Below are 21,139 nucleotides of genomic sequence, written 5' to 3'. Positions count from 1 at the left end.
GCAGCGTGCCGTTGCGCGGTGTGCGTCGGCGTTCGATGCGCGGCGCACCGGCGGCGCGATCCTGGCGGCTGGTACGACGCATGGGGGAGGGCAGCAGCTTGCGGTCGCGCAACAGCAGCAGGGCGCCGGCCAGCAGTATCGCGGTGCCGAGCCACCACTCGAAGGGGGCGAGGTTCATGCCGGCGTCAGATGTGCAGGATGAATTCGCGGACCAGCTTGCTGCCGAAGTAGGCCAGCATCAGCAGGCAGAAGCCGGCCAGGGTCCAGCGGATTGCCTTGTGCCCGCGCCAGCCCAACTGGTGGCGGCCCCACAGGAGCACGGCGAACACCACCCAGGCGATGCACGATAGCACGGTCTTGTGCACCAGGTGCTGGGCGAACAGGTCCTCGAAGAACAGCCAGCCGGACAGCAGCGACAGCGACAGCAGCAGCCAGCCAGCCCAGAGGAAGCCGAACAGCAGACTCTCCATGGTCTGCAGCGGTGGGAAGTTGCGGATCAGTCCGGACGGGTGCTTGTGCTTGAGTTGGTGGTCCTGCAGCGACAGCAGCAGGGCCTGGACCATGGCGATGGTCAGCAGCCCATAGGCCAGGATCGACAGCAGGATGTGCGCGAGGATGCCCGGCGCCTCGTTGATCGGCTGGCTGGTGCCGGCCGGGGCGAACTGGGCCAGCAACACCGTCAGTGCGCCGAGCGGGAACAACGGTAGCAGCAGGTTTTCCACTGGAATGCGCGTGGTGCCGATCAGGATCAGGGCGATGACGGCGCAGGCGATTAGGCTGGAGGCGTTGAAGAAGTCCAGATTGAGACCGCTGCCCGGCAGCAGCTGCATGCCGAGGCTCAGTGCGTGGGCGATCAGGGCGAGGCTGCCGAGCAGGCCCAGCAGACGCTTGTCCGGCGCCTGGCGGCGGGAGAAGCGCAATCCCTGATAGAGGGTGGCGCCGACATACAGGCCGGCGGCGGTAAGACTGGGCAGCAGAGGGTGCATAAATCCGTGTATGGCTGGGCCCGAAAGGCCGTGAGTGTGGCACATAAGAAGCGTTTCACGAAAGACCGCCGGCGGTGTCGGCAGCTCGGTCAGTTCGTTATACTCCGCGGCTTGCTGCAAGCACCCCGCTCAAAGGATCGCGCATGTTCGAGAACCTAACCGACCGCCTGTCACAGACGCTGCGCCATGTCACTGGCAAGGCCAAGCTGACCGAGGACAACATCAAGGACACCCTGCGCGAAGTGCGCATGGCCCTGCTCGAGGCCGACGTCGCCCTGCCGGTGGTCAAGGACTTCGTCAACAAGGTCAAGGAACGTGCGGTCGGCACCGAGGTGTCGAAGAGCCTGACTCCGGGCCAGGCCTTCGTGAAGATCGTCCGCGCCGAGCTGGAAGAGCTGATGGGGGCGGCCAACGAAGACCTCAGCCTGGCCGTCACTCCGCCAGCCGTGGTGCTGATGGCCGGCCTGCAGGGCGCGGGTAAGACCACTACCGCCGGCAAGCTGGCGCGCTTCCTCAAGGAGCGCAAGAAGAAGACGGTAATGGTGGTCTCCGCCGACGTTTACCGTCCGGCGGCGATCAAGCAGCTGGAAACCCTGGCCAGCGACATCGGCGTGACCTTCTTCCCCTCCGACATCAGCCAGAAGCCGGTGGCCATCGCCCAGGCGGCGATCGCCGAGGCCAAGCTCAAGTTCATCGACGTGGTCATCGTCGACACCGCCGGCCGCCTGGCCATCGATGCCGAGATGATGGCCGAGATCCAGGCCGTGCACGCCGCGATCAATCCGGCCGAGACCCTGTTTGTGGTCGACGCCATGACCGGTCAGGACGCCGCCAACACCGCCAAGGCCTTCGGCGACGCCCTGCCGCTGACCGGCGTGGTGCTGACCAAGGTCGACGGTGATGCCCGTGGTGGTGCCGCGCTTTCGGTGCGCCACATCACCGGCAAGCCGATCAAGTTCATCGGTATGGGTGAGAAGAGCGAGGCTCTGGAGCCGTTCCATCCGGATCGTATCGCCTCGCGCATCCTCGGCATGGGCGACGTGCTCAGCCTGATCGAACAGGCCGAGCAGACCCTCGACCGCGAGAAGGCCGAGAAGCTCACCAAGAAACTGAAGAAGGGCAAGGGCTTCGATCTCGAAGACTTCCGCGACCAACTGCAACAGATGAAGAACATGGGCGGCCTCGGCGGCCTGATGGACAAGCTGCCGTCCATCGGCGGGGTCAACCTGTCGCAGATGGGCGGTGCCCAGGGCGCGGCGGAGAAGCAGTTCAAGCAGATGGAGGCGATCATCGACTCCATGACGCCGTCCGAGCGTCGCGATCCGGAAATCATCAGTGGCTCGCGCAAGCGCCGCATCGCCCTCGGCTCCGGCACTCAGGTGCAGGACGTCGGCCGGCTGATCAAGCAGCACAAGCAGATGCAGAAAATGATGAAGAAATTCACCGCCAAGGGCGGCATGGCCAAGATGATGCGCGGCCTTGGCGGCATGATGCCGGGCGGGCTGCCGAAGCTGTGAGCCCGGGGCCGATGGGCGGCCCGAAAAAGAGATTTGCAAATGGCCGGATAATCCTTAGAATATGCGGCCTTTCGGGCCTAGGCCCATCAAAGTGTGTGCCTTTTAGTTAGCACCGATTACAGGAACGAAGTTCAATGGTAACCATCCGTCTTGCTCGTGGCGGCTCCAAGAAGCGCCCCTTCTACCACCTGACCGTGACCAACAGCCGCAATGCGCGCGATGGTCGCTTTGTTGAGCGCATCGGTTTCTTCAACCCGGTCGCCACTGGTGCTGAAGTGAAGCTCTCTGTGAACCAAGAGCGCGCCACCTACTGGCTGAGCCAGGGCGCCCAGCCGTCTGAGCGCGTTGCTCAGCTGCTGAAGGAAGCTGCCAAGGCTGCTGCCTAAGCAATATGAACGCTACGCCGTCCGTTGAGGACCTGATCGTCCTCGGCAAAATCACTTCGGTGCACGGCGTGCGTGGGGAAGTGAAGATTTATTCCTTCACCGACCCGATCGACAACCTGCTCGACTACAACCCCTGGACGCTCAAGCGCGATGGTGAGGTCAAGCAGGTGGAGCTGGTCAGCGGCCGCCTCCAGGGCAAAGTCCTGGTGGCCAAGCTCAAGGGGCTCGATGACCGCGAGGTAGCACGTACCTACGCGGGTTTCGATATTTGCGTGCCGCGTGCACTGCTGCCCGACCTGGATGACGGCGAGTTCTACTGGCATCAGCTGGAAGGATTGAAAGTGATCGATCTGCAAGGGCAACTGCTCGGGCGCCTCGATCATCTGCTGGAAACCGGCTCCAACGATGTGATGGTGGTCAAGCCCTGTCCGGGCAGCCTGGATGATCGCGAGCGCCTTCTGCCCTATACCGAGCAGTGCGTGCAGCAGATCGACCTGGCCGCTGGCGAGATGCGGGTCGACTGGGACGCGGATTTCTGAGCCCCCGGCTCTTGCCCGAGCGAGTGCCATGCGTGTCGAAGTCATCAGCATCTTCCCGGAGATGTTCGCCGCCATCAGTCAGTACGGCATTACCAGTCGTGCGGTGAAGCAGGGCCTGTTGCAGTTGAACTGCCACCAGCTCCGCGATTTCACCGACGACCGTCACCAGACAGTGGACGATCGCCCCTTCGGCGGTGGCCCCGGCATGGTGATGAAGATCAAGCCCCTGGAGCTTGCCCTGGCTACGGCCAAGGCTGCCGCCGGGGAGTCGGCGAAGGTCATCTACCTGTCGCCGCAGGGCCGCCAGCTGTCTCAGCAGGGGGTTCGTGAACTGGCTAGCGAGCAGGCGCTGATTCTCATCGCTGGCCGCTACGAAGGCATCGACGAGCGTTTCATCGAGACGCATGTCGATGAGGAATGGTCGATCGGTGATTATGTCCTCTCCGGCGGTGAGCTTCCGGCGATGGTGCTGATCGATGCTGTTACGCGGCTGCTCCCGGGTGCGCTCGGGCATGCAGATTCCGCAGAGGAGGACTCGTTCAGCGATGGCCTCCTCGATTGCCCGCACTACACCCGACCTGAGGTGTACGAAGGCAAACGTGTTCCGGATGTGCTGCTTAGCGGCAACCATGAACACATCCGGCGCTGGCGCCTGCAGCAAGCCCTCGGGCGAACCTGGGAACGCCGTGTCGATCTTCTGGATAGCCGCTCGCTTTCTGGAGAAGAGAAGAAGCTGCTGGAGGAGTACATCCGCCAGCGGGACGATAGTTAACGTATCGATGGCAGACCGAGTCTGTCTTAGGAGCGCAGCATGACCAACAAAATTATCCAGATGCTCGAAGCCGAGCAGATGAACAAAGAAATCCCGGCTTTCGCCCCGGGTGACACCATCATCGTTCAGGTGAAGGTAAAGGAAGGCGACCGTTCGCGTCTGCAGGCCTTCGAAGGCGTGGTAATCGGCAAGCGTAACCGCGGCCTGAACAGCGCCTTCACCGTACGCAAGATCTCCAACGGCGTTGGCGTTGAGCGTACCTTCCAGACCTACTCTCCGCTGATCGACAGCGTGAGCGTCAAGCGTCGCGGCGACGTGCGCAAGGCCAAGCTGTACTACCTCCGCGACCTGTCCGGCAAGGCAGCTCGCATCAAGGAAAAACTGTCCTGATAGGACGGTCTTCCGACCTGAAAAAAGCAGCCTCCGGGCTGCTTTTTTCGTTTTTGGGGCCCGCCGACCGACGGGTTCCGAGCCCTGCCGTACGGGCAGCGTGACAACAATGACAAGAGCGCGGCACAGGCGGCCACATTCCCTTGGAGCAGTAGTGGCATGACCCCCAGAGAGCAAGAGATCCAGCGCCGTACCGAGCTGTCGGAAACCCGCGTCGTCAAAGCGGTGTTCCCGCCCACCACCAACCACCACAACACCCTGTTCGGCGGCACTGCACTGGCCTGGATGGACGAGGTGTCCTTCATCGCCGCCACGCGTTTCTGCCGTCTGCCGCTGGTGACCGTGTCCAGCGATCGCATCGATTTCAAGCACGCGATTCCCGCCGGATCCCTGGTTGAGCTGATCGGCCGAGTGATCTCTGTAGGCAACACCAGTCTCAAGGTCGAGGTCGAGGTGTATGTCGAGGGCATGTACTGCGGCGACCGCGAGAAGGCCATCAGCGGCGTGTTCAGTTTCGTCGCCATCGGCGATGACAAGAAGCCGGTACCGGTCCTGCCGGGCATCGAGTAAGGAGAAGGCGCCGCGAGGCGCCTTTTTCATTCCTCGGCGTCGATCAGGGCGAGCAGGGTCCAGCCTGGTCCGGGGGTGAAGTCCAGCATGGCGCTGGCGATGTGGAACCAGCCGCGGGTATCGAAGGCCATCAGCAGCGTGGCGGCGTCGCCGTGTAGGCTGCGGTAGTGCTCCCAGGTGAAGCTTTCCGACAGCGTGGTGCTGCGGATCTCGGCGCCGCGGGCCAGGGCGCTGGCCAGTTGGCCGTAGGTCTGCGACGGGTAGCCGAGTGGCTGGCCGCGGTGTTTGTCGCTGGTCCGGTGTTTCTCGCTCAGGCGCTGTTCGCGCTGGCTCGGCAGGTAGTACAGGTTGGCCTTGCCGAAGTCCGGGCGAAAGCGCGTGCAGGCCAGGCTGTTCTGTTCGCTGGAGGGTGACAGGGCGAGCAGTTGGCCGAGGCCGACCATGTCCAAGTGGGCGTCGGCATGCTGCGAGGCCGGGTTGCCGAAATAGGTGGGCAGGCCGTCCATGCGCGCGGCGCTGATGTTTTCCCAGCTGGAGTCGGTCAGCAGTACGCGCTGTTCGCGCTGCTGCAGGGCCTTGCCGACCGCCCTGGCCAGCGGGTTGGCGCCGATGATCAGGAAGCCACGTGGCGATGGCTCGGAGACTTTCAGCAGATGGGCCAGCGGGCGCGCAGTAGCGCTCTGCAGCACCACGGTGCCGATGATCACCAGAAAGGTCAGTGGCACCAGCAGATGCGCCTGGCTGTAGCCATGGTGTGCCAGGCGTTCGGCGAAGATGGCCGAGACCGCCGCCGCGACGATGCCGCGCGGCGCGATCCAGGACAGCAGGGCGCGTTCACGCCAGTTCAGGCTCGAGCCGGCGGTGCTCAGTGCTATGCACAGCGGGCGGGCGATCAGCTGGATGATCGCCAGCACCGCCAGGGTGACGGGGCCGAGGGCGATCAGGGCGTTCAGGTCCAGGCGTGCGGCGAGCAGGATGAACAGGCCGGAGATCAGCAGTACGCTGAGGTTTTCCTTGAAGTGCAGGATGTGCTGCACGTCGACGCCGCGCATGTTGGCCAGCCACATGCCCATCACCGTCACTGCCAGTAGGCCGGACTCGCTGACCAGCAGGTTGGCGGCGATGAAAATGCCCAGCACCGCCGCCAGGGCTGCCAGGTTCTGCAGGTATTCCGGTAGCCAGTGGCGCCGCAGGGCAACGCCGAACAGCCAGCCACCGGCCACGCCCAGCAAGCAGCCGCAGGCGATTACCGCGGCAAAGGTCGAGAGGCCCGCACCCACTGCGCCACCGTGGCCGTCCTGGCTGACGATGAAGCTGAACACCACCACCGCCAGCAGCGCGCCGATGGGGTCGATGACGATGCCTTCCCAGCGCAGGATGTTGGCCACCGTGGCATTGGGGCGCATGACCCGCAGCATGGGCACGATCACCGTCGGGCCGGTGACCAGGGTCAGGCTGCCGAACAGTACGGCCATGTCCCAGGGGAAGTTCAGCAGGTAGTGGGTGCTCAGGGCGATCACTACCCAGGTGGCGAGGGCGCCAATGGTCACCATGCGCTGCACGACGCTGCCGATCTCGCGCCATTCGGCGAGCTTGAGGGTCAGGCTGCCTTCGAACAGGATGATCGCCACCGACAGCGAGACCAGCGGGAACAGCAGTGGGCCGAACAGCTGCTCCGGCTGCAGCCAGCCCAGCAGCGGACCGGCGGCGATGCCGCAGAGCAGCAGGAAGAGAATCGCCGGCAGGCGCAGGCGCCAGGCCAGCCATTGGCTGAGCAGCGCGGCGGCACCTATTCCGCCGAGACCGAGCAGGATGTGAGTTTCGCTCATCAGGAGTCCTTATCTCTGGTGAAGGCGGGGGAGGCTATGGAAGACTAGTCCGAGTTTTATTCGTCCATAGTGCTGCGATGCCCGTCCTAGACCATCCCCTGATCGACCGCTTTCTCGATGCCCTGTGGCTGGAGAAGGGCCTGTCGCCACATACGCGTTCCGCCTACCGCAGTGATCTCGGCCACTTCCACGTCTGGCTGCAGGCGCGTGGCGGTGAACTGCAGCACGCCGGGCGCGAGAGCATCCTCGATCACCTCGGCTGGCGCCTGGAGCAGGGCTACAAGGCGCGCTCCACAGCGCGCCTGCTGTCGGGGCTGCGCGGCTTCTACCGCTACCTGTTGCGCGAAGGGCTGATTGGCGAAGACCCGACCCTGCAGGTTGAGCTGCCGCAGTTGGGCCGACCTCTGCCCAAGTCGTTGTCCGAGGCCGATGTCGAGGCCTTGCTGGCAGCGCCGGAGCTAGACGATCCGATTGGCCTGCGTGACCGCGCCATGCTTGAGGTGCTCTACGCCTGCGGCCTGCGCGTGACCGAACTGGTGTCGCTGACCCTGGAGCAGGTCAACCTGCGCCAGGGCGTACTGAGGGTGTTCGGCAAGGGCAGCAAGGAACGCCTGGTGCCGCTGGGCGAGGAGGCCATCGCCTGGGTCGAGCGCTATACCCGCGAGGCACGGTCCTTCCTGCTCGGCGGCAAGCCCAGCGACGTGCTGTTTCCCAGCCTGCGTGGCGAGCAGATGACCCGGCAGACCTTCTGGCACCGCATCAAGCACCAGGCCAAGGTGGCCGGCATCGCCAAGCCGCTGTCGCCGCATACCCTGCGGCATGCCTTCGCCACCCACCTGCTCAACCATGGCGCCGACCTGCGCGTGGTGCAGATGCTGCTGGGCCACAGCGACCTGTCGACCACACAGATCTACACCCACATCGCCCGCGCCCGCCTGCAGGAACTGCATGCCCAGCATCACCCCAGGGGGTGAGCAGCACTTCTGCCTCAAGAGCCGCTTGGCGTCTGCGTTCGGCGCTGCAGGTCGGCTGTGGTAGTCTGGCGCTACTGTTACAGGAGTGCTCCATGTCTGTTGCTCGCGTTCTGAGTGGTGCCATTCTCGGCCTCGCTGCTTCCATCGCCCTGGCCGCCGATCCCGATCAAGCCATCCGATCCACCCTGAATTCGCTTGAACCAGGTTTACCTATCGAAGCTATTGCCGAGAGTCCGTTCACCGGTCTGTATCAGGTTCACCTCAAGGGTGGGCGTCTGCTGTATGCCAGTGCCGATGGCAAGTTTTTGTTGCAGGGCAATCTCTATCAGTATCGCGATGGTGAAGCGATCAACCTGACCCGCCAGGCTGAGAGCAAAGGCATTGCCAAAGAAATCAACGCAATTCCTACCAGCGAGATGGTGGTGTTCTCGCCCAAAGAGCCGGCCAAGGCGCATATCACTGTGTTTACCGACACCGACTGCGGCTACTGCCAGAAGCTGCACAGCGAGGTGCCGGAGCTCAATCGCCGTGGTATCGAGGTGCGCTATGTGGCCTTCCCGCGTCAGGGCATCGGCAGCCGCGGCTACAACACCTTGGTCAGCGTCTGGTGCGCCAAGGATCGCAAAGAGGCCATGAACCTGGCCAAGTCGCGTGAGAATGTGCCTGCGGCGACCTGCACCAACCCGGTGGCCAAGCAGTACGAACTGGGCCAGATGGTCGGCGTCAGTGGCACCCCTTCGATCATTCTCGGCAACGGCGAGATGATTCCGGGCTATCAACCGGCACCGCAGCTGGCTGAAATCGCCCTGCAGGCCAAGTGATTCGGCCTGCGCGCCGATTGACCTAGGGTACTGGCGCTTCGTAAAGTGCGGCTCTTTTGTGCGGCCGGGGCTCGCCCCGGCCGTTTCGTGTAGCAGATGGGGAAAACAACGTGAAACCGGTGAAAGTGGGCATCTGTGGGCTGGGTACCGTCGGTGGCGGTACCTTCAACGTACTCAAGCGCAACGCCGAGGAGATTGCCCGCCGTGCCGGGCGTGGAATCGAAGTTGCGCAGATTGCCGCTCGTCGCCCCAACCCGAAGTGTGAAACCGGTGCCACCCCCATCACCGCCGACATCTTCGACGTGGCCAACAACCCGGAAATCGACGTGGTCATCGAGCTGATCGGTGGCTACACCCTGGCCCACGAGCTGGTGCTCAAGGCCATCGAGAACGGCAAGCACGTGGTCACCGCCAACAAGGCGCTGATCGCCGTGCACGGCAACGAGATATTCGCCAAGGCCCGCGAGAAGGGCGTCATCGTCGCCTTCGAGGCTGCCGTCGCCGGTGGTATCCCGGTGATCAAGGCGATCCGTGAGGGCCTGGCCGGTAACCGCATTAACTGGCTGGCCGGCATCATCAACGGCACCGGCAACTTCATCCTCACCGAGATGCGTGAGAAAGGCCGTGCCTTCGAAGACGTATTGAAGGAGGCCCAGGCCCTGGGCTATGCCGAGGCCGATCCGACCTTCGACGTGGAAGGTATCGACGCCGCCCATAAGCTGACCATCCTCGCGTCCATCGCCTTTGGTATCCCGCTGCAGTTCGACAAGGCCTACACCGAAGGCATCAGCAAGCTAACCAGCGCCGACGTGAATTATGCCGAGGCCCTGGGCTACCGCATCAAGCACCTCGGCGTGGCCCGTCGCACCGAGGCCGGTATCGAGCTGCGCGTGCACCCGACCCTGATCCCGGCCGACCGCCTGATCGCCAACGTCAACGGCGTGATGAACGCGGTAATGGTCAACGGCGATGCTTCCGGTTCGACCCTCTACTACGGCGCTGGCGCCGGCATGGACGCCACCGCGTCCGCCGTGGTGGCTGACCTGGTCGACGTGGTGCGTGCCCTGACCAGCGACCCGACCAACCGCGTGCCGCACCTGGCCTTCCAGCCGGATGCCCTGAGCGACCACCCGATCCTGCCGATCGGCGAGAGCGAGAGCGCCTACTACCTGCGCATCCAGGCCAAGGACCATCCGGGCGTGCTGGCCCAGGTGGCGAGCATCCTGTCCGAGCGCGGCATCAACATCGAATCGATCATGCAGAAAGAGGCCGAAGAGCAAGACGGTCTGGTACCGATGATCCTGGTCACCCACCGGGTCGTCGAATCGCGTATCGACGACGCCATCGCCGCCCTCGAAGGGCTGGCCGACGTGGTCGGTAAAGTCGTGCGTATCCGCGTCGAGCAACTGGTCTGAGGTAAGAAAGTCATGCGTTATATCAGCACCCGCGGCCAGGCACCGGCCCTCAACTTCGAAGACGTCCTGCTTGCCGGCCTGGCTAGCGACGGTGGCCTCTACGTACCGGAAAACCTGCCGCGCTTCACCCAGGAAGAGATCGCCTCCTGGGCCGGCCTGCCGTACCACGAGCTGGCCTTCCGCGTGATGCGCCCGTTCGTTACCGGCAGCATTGCCGATGCCGATTTCAAGAAGATTCTCGAAGAGACCTACGGCGTGTTCGCCCACAACGCCGTGGCGCCGCTGCGCCAGCTCAACGGCAACGAGTGGGTGCTTGAGCTGTTCCACGGCCCGACCCTGGCCTTCAAGGACTTCGCCCTGCAGCTGCTCGGTCGCCTGCTCGACCATGTGCTGAGCAAGCGCGGCGAGCGCGTAGTGATCATGGGCGCCACCTCCGGCGATACCGGTTCGGCCGCTATCGAAGGCTGCAAAGCCTGCGAGCACGTCGACATCTTCATCATGCACCCGCACAACCGTGTGTCCGAGGTGCAGCGCCGGCAGATGACCACCATCCTCGGCGAGAACATCCACAACATCGCCATCGAAGGCAACTTCGACGACTGCCAGGAGATGGTCAAGGCCAGCTTCGCCGACCAGGGCTTCCTCAAGGGCACCCGTCTGGTGGCAGTCAACTCGATCAACTGGGCGCGGATCATGGCCCAGATCGTCTACTACTTCCACGCTGCCCTGCAGCTGGGTGGCCCGGCGCGCTCCGTAGCCTTCTCGGTGCCGACCGGCAACTTCGGCGACATCTTCGCCGGCTACCTGGCGCGCAACATGGGCCTGCCGATCAGCCAGCTGATCGTCGCCACCAACCGCAACGACATCCTGCACCGCTTCATGAGCGGCAATCAGTACGTCAAGGACACCCTGCACCCGACCCTGTCGCCGTCGATGGACATCATGGTCTCGTCCAACTTCGAGCGCCTGCTGTTCGACCTGCACGGTCGTAACGGCGCCGCTATTGCTGGCCTGATGGACACCTTCAAGCAGGGTGGCGGCTTCAGCGTCGAGGAAGACCGCTGGACCGAGGCGCGCAAACTGTTCGACTCCCTGGCCGTCAACGACGAGCAGACCTGCGAAACCATCACCGAGGTGTACAAGGAGTGCGGCGAGCTGCTCGACCCGCACACCGCCATCGGCGTGCGCGCCGCGCGTGAGTGCCGTCGCAGCCTGGCGGTGCCGATGGTCACCCTGGGCACTGCGCACCCGGTCAAGTTCCCGGAAGCGGTGGAGAAGGCTGGCATCGACGCGGTTCCGGCACTGCCGCCGCACCTGACCGACCTGTTCCAGCGCGACGAGCGCTGCACCGTGCTGGCCAACGACCTGCAGACCGTGCAGCAATTCGTCGCCGCCCACGGCAACCGCGGCAAGCCGCTGTAAGGTTGAGCCGTGACGAAGAGCCCCGCCCAGTGCGGGGCTTTTTTATGGGCGGCGCATGGCCCTGTAGTAGCCAGCTGTTACCCTGGCTTGTGTGAGGCGGCGCAGACTGGCGCCACATTCACCCAAGGAGGCTGCTGTGATGACGGCGAAGAAGATCCTGATGCTGGTCGGCGACTACGTCGAAGACTACGAGACCATGGTGCCGTTCCAGGCGCTGCAGATGGTCGGCCATACCGTGCATGCGGTGTGCCCCGGCAAGAGCGCCGGGCAGACCGTGCGTACGGCCATCCACGACTTCGAGGGCGACCAGACCTACAGCGAGAAGCCGGGGCACAACTTCGCCCTCAACTTCGATTTCGCCAAGGCATCCGAGAGCGCCTATGACGGCCTGCTGATTCCTGGCGGCCGTGCCCCCGAGTACCTGCGCCTGAATGCCGAGGTGATCGCCCTGGTGCAGGCCTTTGCCAAGGCCGGCAAGCCGATCGCTGCCGTGTGCCACGGCGCCCAGCTGCTGGCCGCCGCCGATGTGCTCAAGGGCCGCGGGTGCAGCGCCTACCCGGCCTGCGCGCCGGAAGTGCGCCTGGCCGGTGGCGAGTACGTGGAGGTGCCGATGGATGGCGTGCACGTCGACGGCAACCTGGTCACTGCCCCGGCCTGGCCGGCGCATCCGGCCTGGCTGGCGGCGTTCCTGAAAGTGCTGGGCTGAGAGAGGAGAGCAGGGACATGTGCGAGCTGTATGTAAAGGCCGATCCGATCCTCTACGAGTCGCGCTCGCGCTCCCTGCGCATCCGCGGGGTGGTCACCACCCTGCGTTTAGAAAATCAGTTCTGGGACATCCTGCGCGAGATCGCCGAGGTCGATGGCATGACCACCAACCAACTGATCACCAAGCTGTACGAGGAGGTCATGGACTACCGCGGCGAGGTGGTCAACTTCGCCTCGTTCTTGCGCGTCAGCTGCACGCGCTTCCTGGCGCAACGCCCGCAGCCGAGTGCCGAGGTGCTCAGCCTGGTGCAGTCGCGCTAGGTTAGCGCCCATAAAAAAGCCCGCAGTGAGCGGGCTTTTTTATGGCTGCCGATCAGTGCTTGCGTGGCACTGGCTTGAGCAGCTCTTCCGGCGGCATCTCGCAATTGATCTTGCGGCCGAGCAGCTCTTCGATCGGTGGCAGGGCGAAGGCGTCGTCCTCGCCGGCGAAGCTGATCGAGGTGCCGCTGGCGCCGGCGCGGCCGGTACGACCGATGCGGTGCACGTAATCGTCCGGCACTTCCGGCAGGGTGAAGTTGATCACGTGGCTGATGCCGTCGACGTGGATGCCGCGGCCGGCCACGTCGGTGGCGACCATCACGCGGATCTTGCCTTCGCGGAAGCCTTCCAGGGTCTTGATCCGTTTGTGCTGCGGCACGTCGCCGGACATCTGCGCGGCGCTGACGCCGTCGCGGATCAGCTTCTCCTCGATGCGGCGTACCTCGTCGCGGCGGTTGGCGAATACCATCACCCGCTGCCAGTCGTTCTGTGTCACCAGGTTGTACAACAGCTTGTACTTGTCCTGGCTGGAGACGGCGTAGACGTGCTGCTCGACGGTATCGCTGGCGACGTTTTCCGGCTCGATCTCGACGATGGCCGGGTTCACCGTCCACTGGCGGGCCAGGTTCATCACGTCTTCGGTGAAGGTCGCGGAGAACAGCAGGGTCTGGCGATCGCCCTTCATCGGGGTCTGGCGGATGATCTGGCGTACTTGGGGGATGAAGCCCATGTCGAGCATGCGGTCGGCTTCGTCCAGCACCATCACCTCGACCATGTCCAGGTGCACTTCGCCGCGCTGGTTGAAGTCCAGCAGGCGGCCAGGAGTGGCGACCAGGATGTCGCAGTAGCGCGACTCGAGCTGCTTGAGCTGCTTGTCGAAGTCCATGCCGCCGACGAACTGCATGACGTTGAGGCCGGTGTACTTGGTCAGGGCCTCGGCGTCCTTGGCGATCTGCACCACCAGTTCGCGGGTCGGCGCGATGATCAGCGCGCGCGGCTCGCCCATGTAGCGCTCTTTCGGCACCTGGGTCTGCAGCAGCTGGGTGATGGTCGAAACCAGGAACGCGGCGGTCTTGCCGGTGCCGGTCTGGGCGCGGCCGATGGCGTCCTTGCCCTTCAGGGTGTGGCCGAGGACCTGGGCCTGGATCGGCGTGCAGTAGGGGAAACCGAGGTCGTGGATGGCGTGCATCAGCTCGGGGGCCAGCTTGAAGTCGTGGAAGCGCGTCTTGCCTTCCTGCGGTTCGACCACGAAATCTTCCAGCTTCCAGGTATCCACCGGCTTGGCCGGGCGCTCGCGGCGCGGCTTGTCGGCGCGTGGCTTGGCGTCCTTGGCCGGACGAGGCTCGCTGGCCTGCTTCGGCTTGGCATCGCGCTGGCCGCTCTGCTTGGCGGGGGCGCTGGGAGGCGTGGCGGGAATGCTGTTGGCGGGCTGTTCGGCTTCGCCCTTGCTGAAGATTTTCTTGAGTGCTTTGAGCACGGCCGTCTCGTATTGGTCAAGGAATGAACGGTCGCCAGTGTAAAGCAAGAAGCCCGCGCGGCGAAGTGCTGCGCGGGCTGCGGCCGGTCAATCGGGCAGGTTGGCCAGCAACAGGTCGCGCACGTTGCCGCCCATGATCGCGGCGATGTCGGCGTCGCTGAAGCCGGCGCGTTGCAGACCCTCGGTGATCTGCGCCAGGCCGGTGCTGTCGAACGGCGCCGTGATCGTGCCGTTGAAGTCCGAGCCCAGGGCCACGTGGGCGACGCCGACCTTGTCCGCGGCGTAGCGGATGGCGCGGACGATGGCGCCGACCGAGGTCTCGCAGACGGCGGCGTCCCAGTAGCCGATGCCGATTACCCCTCCGGTGGCGGCGATGCGTTGCAGGTGGTCATCGGTGAGGTTGCGCGGACCGGGGCAGGTGCTGGCGACGCCGGTGTGGGAGACCAGCACCGGGCGCTTGGCCATGGCCAGCACGTCATCGATCAGCGGCTTGGAAGCGTGGGCCAGGTCGACCAGCATGCGTTTCTCTTCCAGGCGGGTGATCACCTGGCGGCCCAACGGAGTCAGCCCGCCCTTGTCCAGGCCGTGGGCCGAGCCGCCGACTTCGTTGTCGAAGAAGTGGGTCAGGCCGGCGATGCGGAAACCGGCGTCGTACAGGCGGTCGATGTTCTCCAGCTTGCCTTCGATGGGCTGCAGGCCCTCGGTGGCCAGTACGGTGGCCAGGCGCTGCGGGTCGCGCTGCCAGTCTTCCAGGTAGCGGGCCAGCTCGCCGCGGTTGTGGATCAGCACCAGTTTGCCGTCGCTGGCGGCTGCGGCCTGCTTCAGCTTGTCGGCCTGGTACAGGGCCCGGGCCAGCAGACTGCTCCAGGTTTCCCGCGGCCAGCGCTGGGCCATGGCCAGGACGGTGATGTTGTCGGTGTCGCTGGGGTTGCTCTCGTAGTTGATGCCGCGGGGGGTCTTGGTCACGGTGGAGAACACCTGCAGACCGACATGACCCTCCAGCAGGCGCGGCAGGTCGGAGTGGCCGTAATCGTGGCGCTCGAGCAGGTCGCGCTGCCAGAGCAGGGCATCGTCATGCAGGTCGGCGACGAACAGGCGCTGGTGCAGCTGCTCGGCCTTGTCGCTGGCAGGATAGGGTGCGGGGTTGGCCACGCCGTTCATGGCGCGGTCGAGCAGGGTGGGGACGGTGAAGAAGATTCCCGCGCCCACTGGCACGAGGATCAGCAGGGCGAGCAGCAGCTTGCGCATGGGAACATCCGATCGTTGTTGTTATGCGCCGGACTCTAACAAGGCGTGCCTGCGGGTGGCGATGGGCTGGCGGTTTCGCTGGGGGATTTGGCGGGGGAGGCCTGCTCAGCCGAACAGGCGATTGCGGCCTTGCTGCTTGGCCTTGTACAGCGCTGTGTCGGCTCGGGCGATCAGGCCTTCCAGGCCATCCTTGTCCTGCATCTGGGTCATGCCGATGGACACGGTGACGCCCGGTAGGATGCCCACCGGCGAATAGAAGGAGCCGATCTGCTCCAGGCTCTGGCGCAGGCGCTCGCCGATGGTGCGGGCCGCCGCGGCGTCCAGTTCCGGCAGGAGGATGACGAACTCTTCGCCGCCGTAGCGCACCAGGCTGTCCTTCGGCCGCAGCTGGTTGCGCAGAGTGTGCGCCACCAGGCACAGGGCGTAGTCGCCGGCCAGGTGGCCGTGCTGGTCGTTGTAGGCCTTGAAGTGGTCGACATCGAGCATGAGCATGCTCATCGGCTGGCCGTTGAAGGCGCAGCGGGTGCTCTCGCGCTCGTAGACATGCTCCAGCCAGCGGCGGTTGAAGCAGCCGGTGAGAATGTCGACGTTGGCGCTCTGCTCGCTGTCGAGGATCAGCCGGTTGCCCTGGCGTACGCGATCACAGAGCAGCTCCAGCAGGTTCTGCATCAGCTCGGGGGACTGGTTGAACAGCTTGATCAGCGACTCGCGGTGCAGGCGCAGCACCAGCGATGGCTGGGTGGCGACCACATAGGCCGAGGGGCGGTCGTTGTCGATGAAGCTGATTTCGCCGGCGCAGTCACCGGGGAGCAGGGTGCTCACCGGCTGGTTGTCGAGTGAGCCGAGATAGACCTTCAGTTCGCCTTCCAGCAGCAGGTAGAGGTGCTGGTTGCGATTGAAGGGGGAGAGGAGGATCTCGCTGGACTCCAGCTCGCAGGCACGGAATTCCTGCAGCAGTTGCTGCAGGTTGCTGGCCGCGACGTTCTGGAACAGTCGCAATTGGCTGATCTGCTGGAGATCCTGCTGCCAGTCGGTGTTTTTCATCGCGAGAATGAATGACCTGTCCGGCTAATGCGGGTTGTGGTGGGCATCGCTTAACACTCCCTGTCCAGGGCGAACACCTGCCGCGACCTTATGCTCGGCAATATTGCCTACGCAATGCTCAGGCCAGAGCCTCCCGACCAGCGGTCGCAAGCGATGGACGGGGCTGGGGTCGATGTCATTCGCTTGACCCTTCAGCCCCTACTTAGCACGGCCAGGGCCGCTTGCGACGGGTGCTTGACGCGGTTGTCAGGCGCCCAGCCGTTGCAGCAGCCAGTCGCCGATGTCCTGGATCTCCTCCAGTACGACTTCGTGGCCCATGGGGTACTCGCGCCAGTCCACTGCCACGCCCTGTGCGACCAGTGCATCGTGTGCGGCGCGGCCCATGGCCGGCAGCACCACCTCATCCTGGCTGCCATGCAGGCAGAGCACCGGGAGCTTGCGGCGCGATTCATCCAGTTGCAGGTCCTCATCGAAAGTCGGCGCGTAGGTGGACAGCGCCATCAGGCCGCCCAGCGGACCCTGCCAGCGCAGGAAGGCGGTGTGGAAGACCACTGCGCCGCCCTGGGAGAAGCCGGCCAGGATGATGCGTGCCGGGTCGATGCCGCCATCGCGCTGCGCCTCGATCAGTCTGATGACCGTCTGCGCCGAGACTTCCATCTGCTCCTTGTCGATGGCGCGCGCAGGGCTCATCGCCAAAATGTCGTACCAGCTGGGCATCGACCAGCCGCCATTGATGGTCACCGGGCGGCTCGGCGCCTGCGGCAGCACGAAGCGGGTGGTCGGCAGACGCTGCTGCAGCATCTGGGCGACGGGCTCGAAGTCGTAACGGTCGGCGCCCAGGCCGTGTAACCAGATGACGCAGGCGTCTGCGCGTTGTGCGGGGTCGAGTATCAAGGCGTCTTGCATGTCTGCTCCAAAATGGTGCGCTTGCGTCATTTGCGAGCGCGGCGTCTGTGTTCTTTCAGCGAATCCGTTAACAAGATGTCGCACGGCTAAAACTTTGCCTATTGACCTCCGGTCAATGCGCTAAGGCTGCGAAAGTGGTACGCGGCTTGCTGTAGTGAGCGGGTCCGGCGGGGGCCGCCATGGAGCGGAAAGCCGGACAATCTGCTGCGTCTCTTTTCCGTAAGACCTACGGAGATGGATGAGTCATTCGCCGCTCTTGAGATCGGCATCTAGACTCACTCCAGGTTCGCACCCCGGTTGACCCCGCCATGGTGGCGGGATCGAACGTGCCTCACAAGGGTACGGCGGCAGGACCGAGACTCGACCAAACAAGAACACTTGGAGGTTTTGATGAAGATGGTGAAATCCACCCTGGCAGTACTGACTACGGCCGCAGTTCTCGGGGTGAGCGGCTTCGCTCATGCCGGTGCGACCCTGGATGCGGTGAAGAAGAAAGGCTTCGTGCAGTGCGGTATCAGTGACGGTCTGCCGGGCTTCTCCTACGCCGACGCCAAGGGCAACTACCTGGGTATCGACGTGGACGTGTGCCGCGCCGTCGCCGCCGCCGTATTCGGCGACGCCTCCAAGGTCAAATACAGCCCGCTGACCGCCAAGGAGCGCTTCACCGCGCTGCAGTCCGGCGAAGTCGACATGCTGTCGCGCAACACCACCTGGACCAGCTCGCGTGATGCGGCCATGGGCCTGAACTTCACCGGCGTGACCTACTACGACGGTCAAGGCTTCCTGGTGAACAAGAAGCTCGGCGTTTCCAGCGCCAAGGAACTGGACGGCGCCACCGTGTGCATCCAGGCCGGTACCACCACCGAGCTGAACCTGGCCGACTACTTCCGCGCCAATGGCCTGAAGTACACCCCCATCACCTACGACACCTCCGACGAGAGCGCCAAGTCCCTGGAGTCCGGCCGTTGCGACGTGCTGACCTCCGACCAGTCGCAGCTGTACGCCCAGCGCATCAAGCTGGCCGCGCCGGACGACTACGTCGTTCTGCCGGAAGTGATCTCCAAGGAGCCGCTCGGCCCATCCGTACGTCAGGGTGACGAGGAGTGGTTCGACATCGTGCGCTGGAGCCTGTTCGCGCAGCTCAACGCCGAGGAACTGGGCGTGACTTCCGCCAACGTGGAAGAAATGGCCAAGACCACCAAGAACCCGGACATCGCCCGCCTGCTGGGCGCCGAGGGTGATTTCGGCAAGGATCTGAAACTGCCGAAGGACTGGGCCGTACAGATCGTCAAGCAAGTCGGTAACTACGCCGAAATCTTCGAGCGCAACGTCGGTGCCGGCAGCGAGCTGAAGATCGAGCGTGGTCTCAATGCCCTGTGGAACAAGGGTGGTCTGCAGTACGCACCGCCGGTGCGCTGACCGCCATGCCATCGCCCCTCGTGTGAGGGGCGATGGTGTTCCTGATTTCGCGAACTCCGCGCCGCAATTCATGGGCGCGGAGTTTCCATGAGGGCCGTTATGCAAAATCCCCCTATTTCTTCGCGCCCGCGGACATCGGTCTGGACCGATCCGCAGGTGCGCGGCTGGCTATTCCAGCTCATAGCCGTGGTCGCCGTCGTGGCGATCGGCTGGTACCTGTTTCACAACACCCAGCACAACCTCGCCCAGCGCGGGATCATCTCCGGTTTCGGTTTCCTTGATCACAGCGCAGGCTTCGGTATCTCCCAGCACCTGATCGATTACAAGGAGAGCGACACCTATGGTCGCGTCTTCGTCATCGGTCTGCTCAATACCCTGTTGGTGGCTGGGATCGGCATCGTGCTCGCGACCATCCTCGGCTTTATTCTCGGCGTGGCGCGGCTGTCGCCAAACTGGATGATCAACAAGCTGGCCACGATCTATATCGAGATCTTCCGTAACATCCCGCCGCTGCTGCAGATCTTCTTCTGGTATTTCGCCGTGTTCCTGCCGCTGCCCGGTCCGCGGCAGAGCGTCAACATCGGTGACACCTTCTTCCTCAGCAACCGCGGCCTGAACATGCCGTCGCCGAGCATGGCCGAAGGTTTCTGGCCATTCTTCATTGCCGTGATCATCGCCCTGGCGGCGATCTGGTTCATCGCCCGCTGGGCGCGCCAACGCTTCGAGTCCACCGGCAAGGGCTTCCCGACCCTGATCAGCAGCCTGCTGCTGATCGTCGCGTTGCCTGGCCTGGCCATGCTGGTGTTCGGCGATCCCTTCCACTGGACGGTGCCGGCGCTCACGGGTTTCAACTTCCGTGGTGGCTGGGTAATGATCCCTGAGCTGATGGCGCTGACCCTGGCGCTGACCGTGTACACCGCGGCCTTCATCGCCGAGATCGTGCGCTCCGGCATCCAGTCGGTCAGTCATGGCCAGACCGAGGCGGCCCGTTCGCTCGGCCTGCCGGCTGGCAAGACCCTGCGTCTGGTGATCATCCCGCAGGCCCTGCGCGTGATCATCCCGCCGCTGACCAGCCAGTACCTGAACCTGGCGAAGAACTCGTCGCTGGCCGCCGGCATCGGCTATCCGGACATGGTCTCGCTATTCGCCGGCACGACCCTGAACCAGACCGGCCAGGCCATCGAGGCCATCGCCATCACCATGAGTGTGTACCTGGCCATCAGCATCAGCATTTCGATCCTGATGAACTGGTACAACAAGCGCATCGCGCTGATCGAGCGGTAAGGAGAAGCGCATGGAAGTTCATCAATTTCGCCCCAGCCTGCCGCCGCCACGCATGAGCGTGGGCGTGGTCGGCTGGCTGCGATCCAACCTGTTCTCCAGCTGGTTCAACACCTTGTTGACCCTGCTGGCTATCTACCTGGTCTGGCTGATCATCCCGCCGCTGTTGAAGTGGGCGATCTTCGAGGCCGACTGGACCGGCACCACCCGCGCCGACTGCACCAGCGAAGGCGCCTGCTGGGTGTTCATCAAGGAGCGCTTCAGCCAGTTCATGTACGGCTTCTACCCGGAAGAGCTGCGCTGGCGCGTCGACCTCACCGTGTGGCTGGCGGTGATCGGCGCGGCGCCCCTGTTCGTTCCGGCGATGCCGCGCAAGGCCGTCTATGGTCTGGCGTTCCTGGTGATCTACCCGCTGCTGGCCTACTGGCTGCTGCACGGTGGCTTCCTCGGTCTGTCCACGGTCTCCACCAGCCAGTGGGGCGGCCTGATGCTGACCCTGGTGATCGCCGCCGTCGGCATCTCCGGCGCCTTGCCGCTGGGCATTCTGCTGGCGCTGGGCCGACGTTCGAAGATGCCGGCGATCCGCGTGATCTGCGTGACCTTCATCGAGTTCTGGCGCGGCGTGCCGCTGATCACTGTGCTGTTCATGTCCTCGGTGATGCTGCCGCTGTTCCTGCCCGAGGGTCTGCATTTCGACAAGCTGCTGCGCGCCCTGATCGGGGTGATCCTGTTCCAGTCCGCCTACATTGCCGAAGTGGTACGTGGCGGCCTGCAGGCGATTCCCAAGGGGCAGTACGAGGCGGCTGCGGCCATGGGCCTGGGCTACTGGCGGATGATGGGTCTGGTGATCCTGCCGCAGGCGCTCAAGCTGGTGATCCCGGGCATCGTCAACACCTTCATCGCCCTGTTCAAGGACACCAGTCTGGTGATCATCATCGGCCTGTTCGACCTGCTCAACAGCATCAAGCAAGCCACCACCGACCCGGCCTGGCTGGGTATGGCGACCGAGGGCTACGTGTTCGCCGCCCTGGTGTTCTGGATCTTCTGTTTCGGCATGTCCCGCTATTCCATGCGCCTGGAGCGCAAGCTGGACACCGGCCACAAGCGTTAGGAGTCATAG

At 64.2% G+C, this 21,139-nt stretch carries 21 protein-coding genes; 15 read left to right on the top strand and 6 right to left on the bottom strand.

Translation table 11 applies throughout. From position 1 onward, the window contains the following. Nucleotides 1-185 precede the first annotated feature (185 nt). Entirely contained in the window at nucleotides 186-986 is an 801-nt protein-coding gene (locus PTT45_RS02215) for a cytochrome C assembly family protein (protein WP_273811297.1), read from the bottom strand. Nucleotides 987-1,129: 143 nt separating this feature from the next. Between PTT45_RS02215 and ffh the strand changes: the two genes are divergently transcribed. The 6 genes from ffh (at nucleotide 1,130) to PTT45_RS02185 (ending at nucleotide 5,160) form a co-directional block, all read left to right on the top strand. Next, complete coding sequence (ffh, locus tag PTT45_RS02210) at nucleotides 1,130-2,503, top strand: signal recognition particle protein (RefSeq protein WP_043308643.1); 1,374 nt, start codon at nucleotides 1,130-1,132, stop codon at nucleotides 2,501-2,503. Between the two features lie 134 nt (nucleotides 2,504-2,637). Further along, nucleotides 2,638-2,889, top strand: a complete 252-nt coding sequence (rpsP, locus tag PTT45_RS02205) for a 30S ribosomal protein S16 (RefSeq protein ID WP_021700306.1) — start codon at nucleotides 2,638-2,640, stop codon at nucleotides 2,887-2,889. Nucleotides 2,890-2,894: 5 nt separating this feature from the next. Next, nucleotides 2,895-3,428 (top strand): ribosome maturation factor RimM, encoded by a 534-nt coding sequence (gene rimM / locus PTT45_RS02200; protein WP_273811283.1) that lies wholly within the window; start codon nucleotides 2,895-2,897, stop codon nucleotides 3,426-3,428. Between the two features lie 28 nt (nucleotides 3,429-3,456). Beyond that, nucleotides 3,457-4,200: a tRNA (guanosine(37)-N1)-methyltransferase TrmD gene (gene trmD / locus PTT45_RS02195; protein ID WP_273811282.1), complete on the top strand. Its 744-nt coding sequence runs from the start codon at nucleotides 3,457-3,459 to the stop codon at nucleotides 4,198-4,200. Nucleotides 4,201-4,239: 39 nt separating this feature from the next. Continuing rightward, complete coding sequence (gene rplS, locus PTT45_RS02190) at nucleotides 4,240-4,590, top strand: 50S ribosomal protein L19 (protein WP_043308640.1); 351 nt, start codon at nucleotides 4,240-4,242, stop codon at nucleotides 4,588-4,590. 159 nt (nucleotides 4,591-4,749) lie between these two features. After that, nucleotides 4,750-5,160, top strand: coding sequence for an acyl-CoA thioesterase (locus tag PTT45_RS02185; protein ID WP_273811280.1), 411 nt, complete (start codon nucleotides 4,750-4,752; stop codon nucleotides 5,158-5,160). A 26-nt stretch (nucleotides 5,161-5,186) separates the two neighbouring features. Here the strand turns inward: PTT45_RS02185 and PTT45_RS02180 are convergent, their stop codons facing one another. Then, nucleotides 5,187-6,989 (bottom strand): cation:proton antiporter, encoded by a 1,803-nt coding sequence (locus tag PTT45_RS02180; protein WP_273811279.1) that lies wholly within the window; start codon nucleotides 6,987-6,989, stop codon nucleotides 5,187-5,189. 77 nt (nucleotides 6,990-7,066) lie between these two features. Here PTT45_RS02180 and xerD point away from each other — a divergent pair, with 77 nt between their 5' ends. The 6 genes from xerD (at nucleotide 7,067) to PTT45_RS02150 (ending at nucleotide 12,647) form a co-directional block, all read left to right on the top strand. Beyond that, nucleotides 7,067-7,963, top strand: coding sequence for a site-specific tyrosine recombinase XerD (gene xerD, locus PTT45_RS02175; protein WP_273811277.1), 897 nt, complete (start codon nucleotides 7,067-7,069; stop codon nucleotides 7,961-7,963). A 92-nt stretch (nucleotides 7,964-8,055) separates the two neighbouring features. Continuing rightward, nucleotides 8,056-8,784 (top strand): thioredoxin fold domain-containing protein, encoded by a 729-nt coding sequence (locus PTT45_RS02170; RefSeq protein WP_273811275.1) that lies wholly within the window; start codon nucleotides 8,056-8,058, stop codon nucleotides 8,782-8,784. 110 nt (nucleotides 8,785-8,894) lie between these two features. After that, nucleotides 8,895-10,199, top strand: a complete 1,305-nt coding sequence (locus tag PTT45_RS02165; protein WP_273811273.1) for a homoserine dehydrogenase — start codon at nucleotides 8,895-8,897, stop codon at nucleotides 10,197-10,199. 12 nt (nucleotides 10,200-10,211) lie between these two features. Further along, nucleotides 10,212-11,621, top strand: coding sequence for a threonine synthase (gene thrC / locus PTT45_RS02160; RefSeq protein WP_273811271.1), 1,410 nt, complete (start codon nucleotides 10,212-10,214; stop codon nucleotides 11,619-11,621). Nucleotides 11,622-11,757: 136 nt separating this feature from the next. Then, the gene (locus tag PTT45_RS02155; RefSeq protein WP_273811270.1) at nucleotides 11,758-12,327 is read left to right on the top strand and encodes a DJ-1/PfpI family protein; all 570 of its coding nucleotides are present in this window, start codon (nucleotides 11,758-11,760) and stop codon (nucleotides 12,325-12,327) included. Between the two features lie 17 nt (nucleotides 12,328-12,344). Then, nucleotides 12,345-12,647 carry a ribbon-helix-helix domain-containing protein gene (locus tag PTT45_RS02150; protein WP_043308632.1) on the top strand — a complete coding sequence of 101 codons (303 nt, stop codon included), beginning with the start codon at nucleotides 12,345-12,347 and terminating at the stop codon, nucleotides 12,645-12,647. Between the two features lie 52 nt (nucleotides 12,648-12,699). Here the strand turns inward: PTT45_RS02150 and rhlB are convergent, their stop codons facing one another. The 4 genes from rhlB to PTT45_RS02130 all read right to left on the bottom strand — a co-directional run bounded on the left by rhlB (nucleotide 12,700) and on the right by PTT45_RS02130 (nucleotide 17,319). Then, complete coding sequence (gene rhlB / locus PTT45_RS02145; RefSeq protein WP_273811268.1) at nucleotides 12,700-14,121, bottom strand: ATP-dependent RNA helicase RhlB; 1,422 nt, start codon at nucleotides 14,119-14,121, stop codon at nucleotides 12,700-12,702. A gap of 87 nt (nucleotides 14,122-14,208) precedes the next feature. Beyond that, complete coding sequence (locus PTT45_RS02140) at nucleotides 14,209-15,369, bottom strand: dipeptidase (RefSeq protein WP_273811266.1); 1,161 nt, start codon at nucleotides 15,367-15,369, stop codon at nucleotides 14,209-14,211. Nucleotides 15,370-15,474: 105 nt separating this feature from the next. Further along, entirely contained in the window at nucleotides 15,475-16,413 is a 939-nt protein-coding gene (locus PTT45_RS02135; RefSeq protein WP_273811265.1) for a GGDEF domain-containing protein, read from the bottom strand. A gap of 246 nt (nucleotides 16,414-16,659) precedes the next feature. After that, nucleotides 16,660-17,319, bottom strand: a complete 660-nt coding sequence (locus PTT45_RS02130; RefSeq protein WP_273811264.1) for an alpha/beta hydrolase — start codon at nucleotides 17,317-17,319, stop codon at nucleotides 16,660-16,662. Nucleotides 17,320-17,709: 390 nt separating this feature from the next. Here PTT45_RS02130 and PTT45_RS02125 point away from each other — a divergent pair, with 390 nt between their 5' ends. The 3 genes from PTT45_RS02125 (at nucleotide 17,710) to PTT45_RS02115 (ending at nucleotide 21,130) form a co-directional block, all read left to right on the top strand. After that, a complete protein-coding gene (locus PTT45_RS02125; RefSeq protein WP_273811263.1) occupies nucleotides 17,710-18,738 on the top strand; it encodes an amino acid ABC transporter substrate-binding protein in 1,029 nt (342 codons plus the stop codon). A 99-nt stretch (nucleotides 18,739-18,837) separates the two neighbouring features. Beyond that, on the top strand, nucleotides 18,838-20,022 hold the full coding sequence (locus PTT45_RS02120; RefSeq protein ID WP_273811261.1) for an amino acid ABC transporter permease: 1,185 nt from the start codon (nucleotides 18,838-18,840) through the stop codon (nucleotides 20,020-20,022). Between the two features lie 10 nt (nucleotides 20,023-20,032). Continuing rightward, nucleotides 20,033-21,130, top strand: coding sequence for an amino acid ABC transporter permease (locus tag PTT45_RS02115; RefSeq protein ID WP_273811260.1), 1,098 nt, complete (start codon nucleotides 20,033-20,035; stop codon nucleotides 21,128-21,130). The last annotated feature ends 9 nt before the right edge of the window (nucleotides 21,131-21,139 follow it).

The sequence above is a fragment of the Pseudomonas sp. Gutcm_11s genome, assembly GCF_028649395.1.
In the GTDB taxonomy this organism is placed as follows: Bacteria; Pseudomonadota; Gammaproteobacteria; order Pseudomonadales; family Pseudomonadaceae; genus Aquipseudomonas.
Note: the sequence above shows the minus strand (reverse complement) of the source record. Positions and strands in the feature narration are given on the sequence as shown.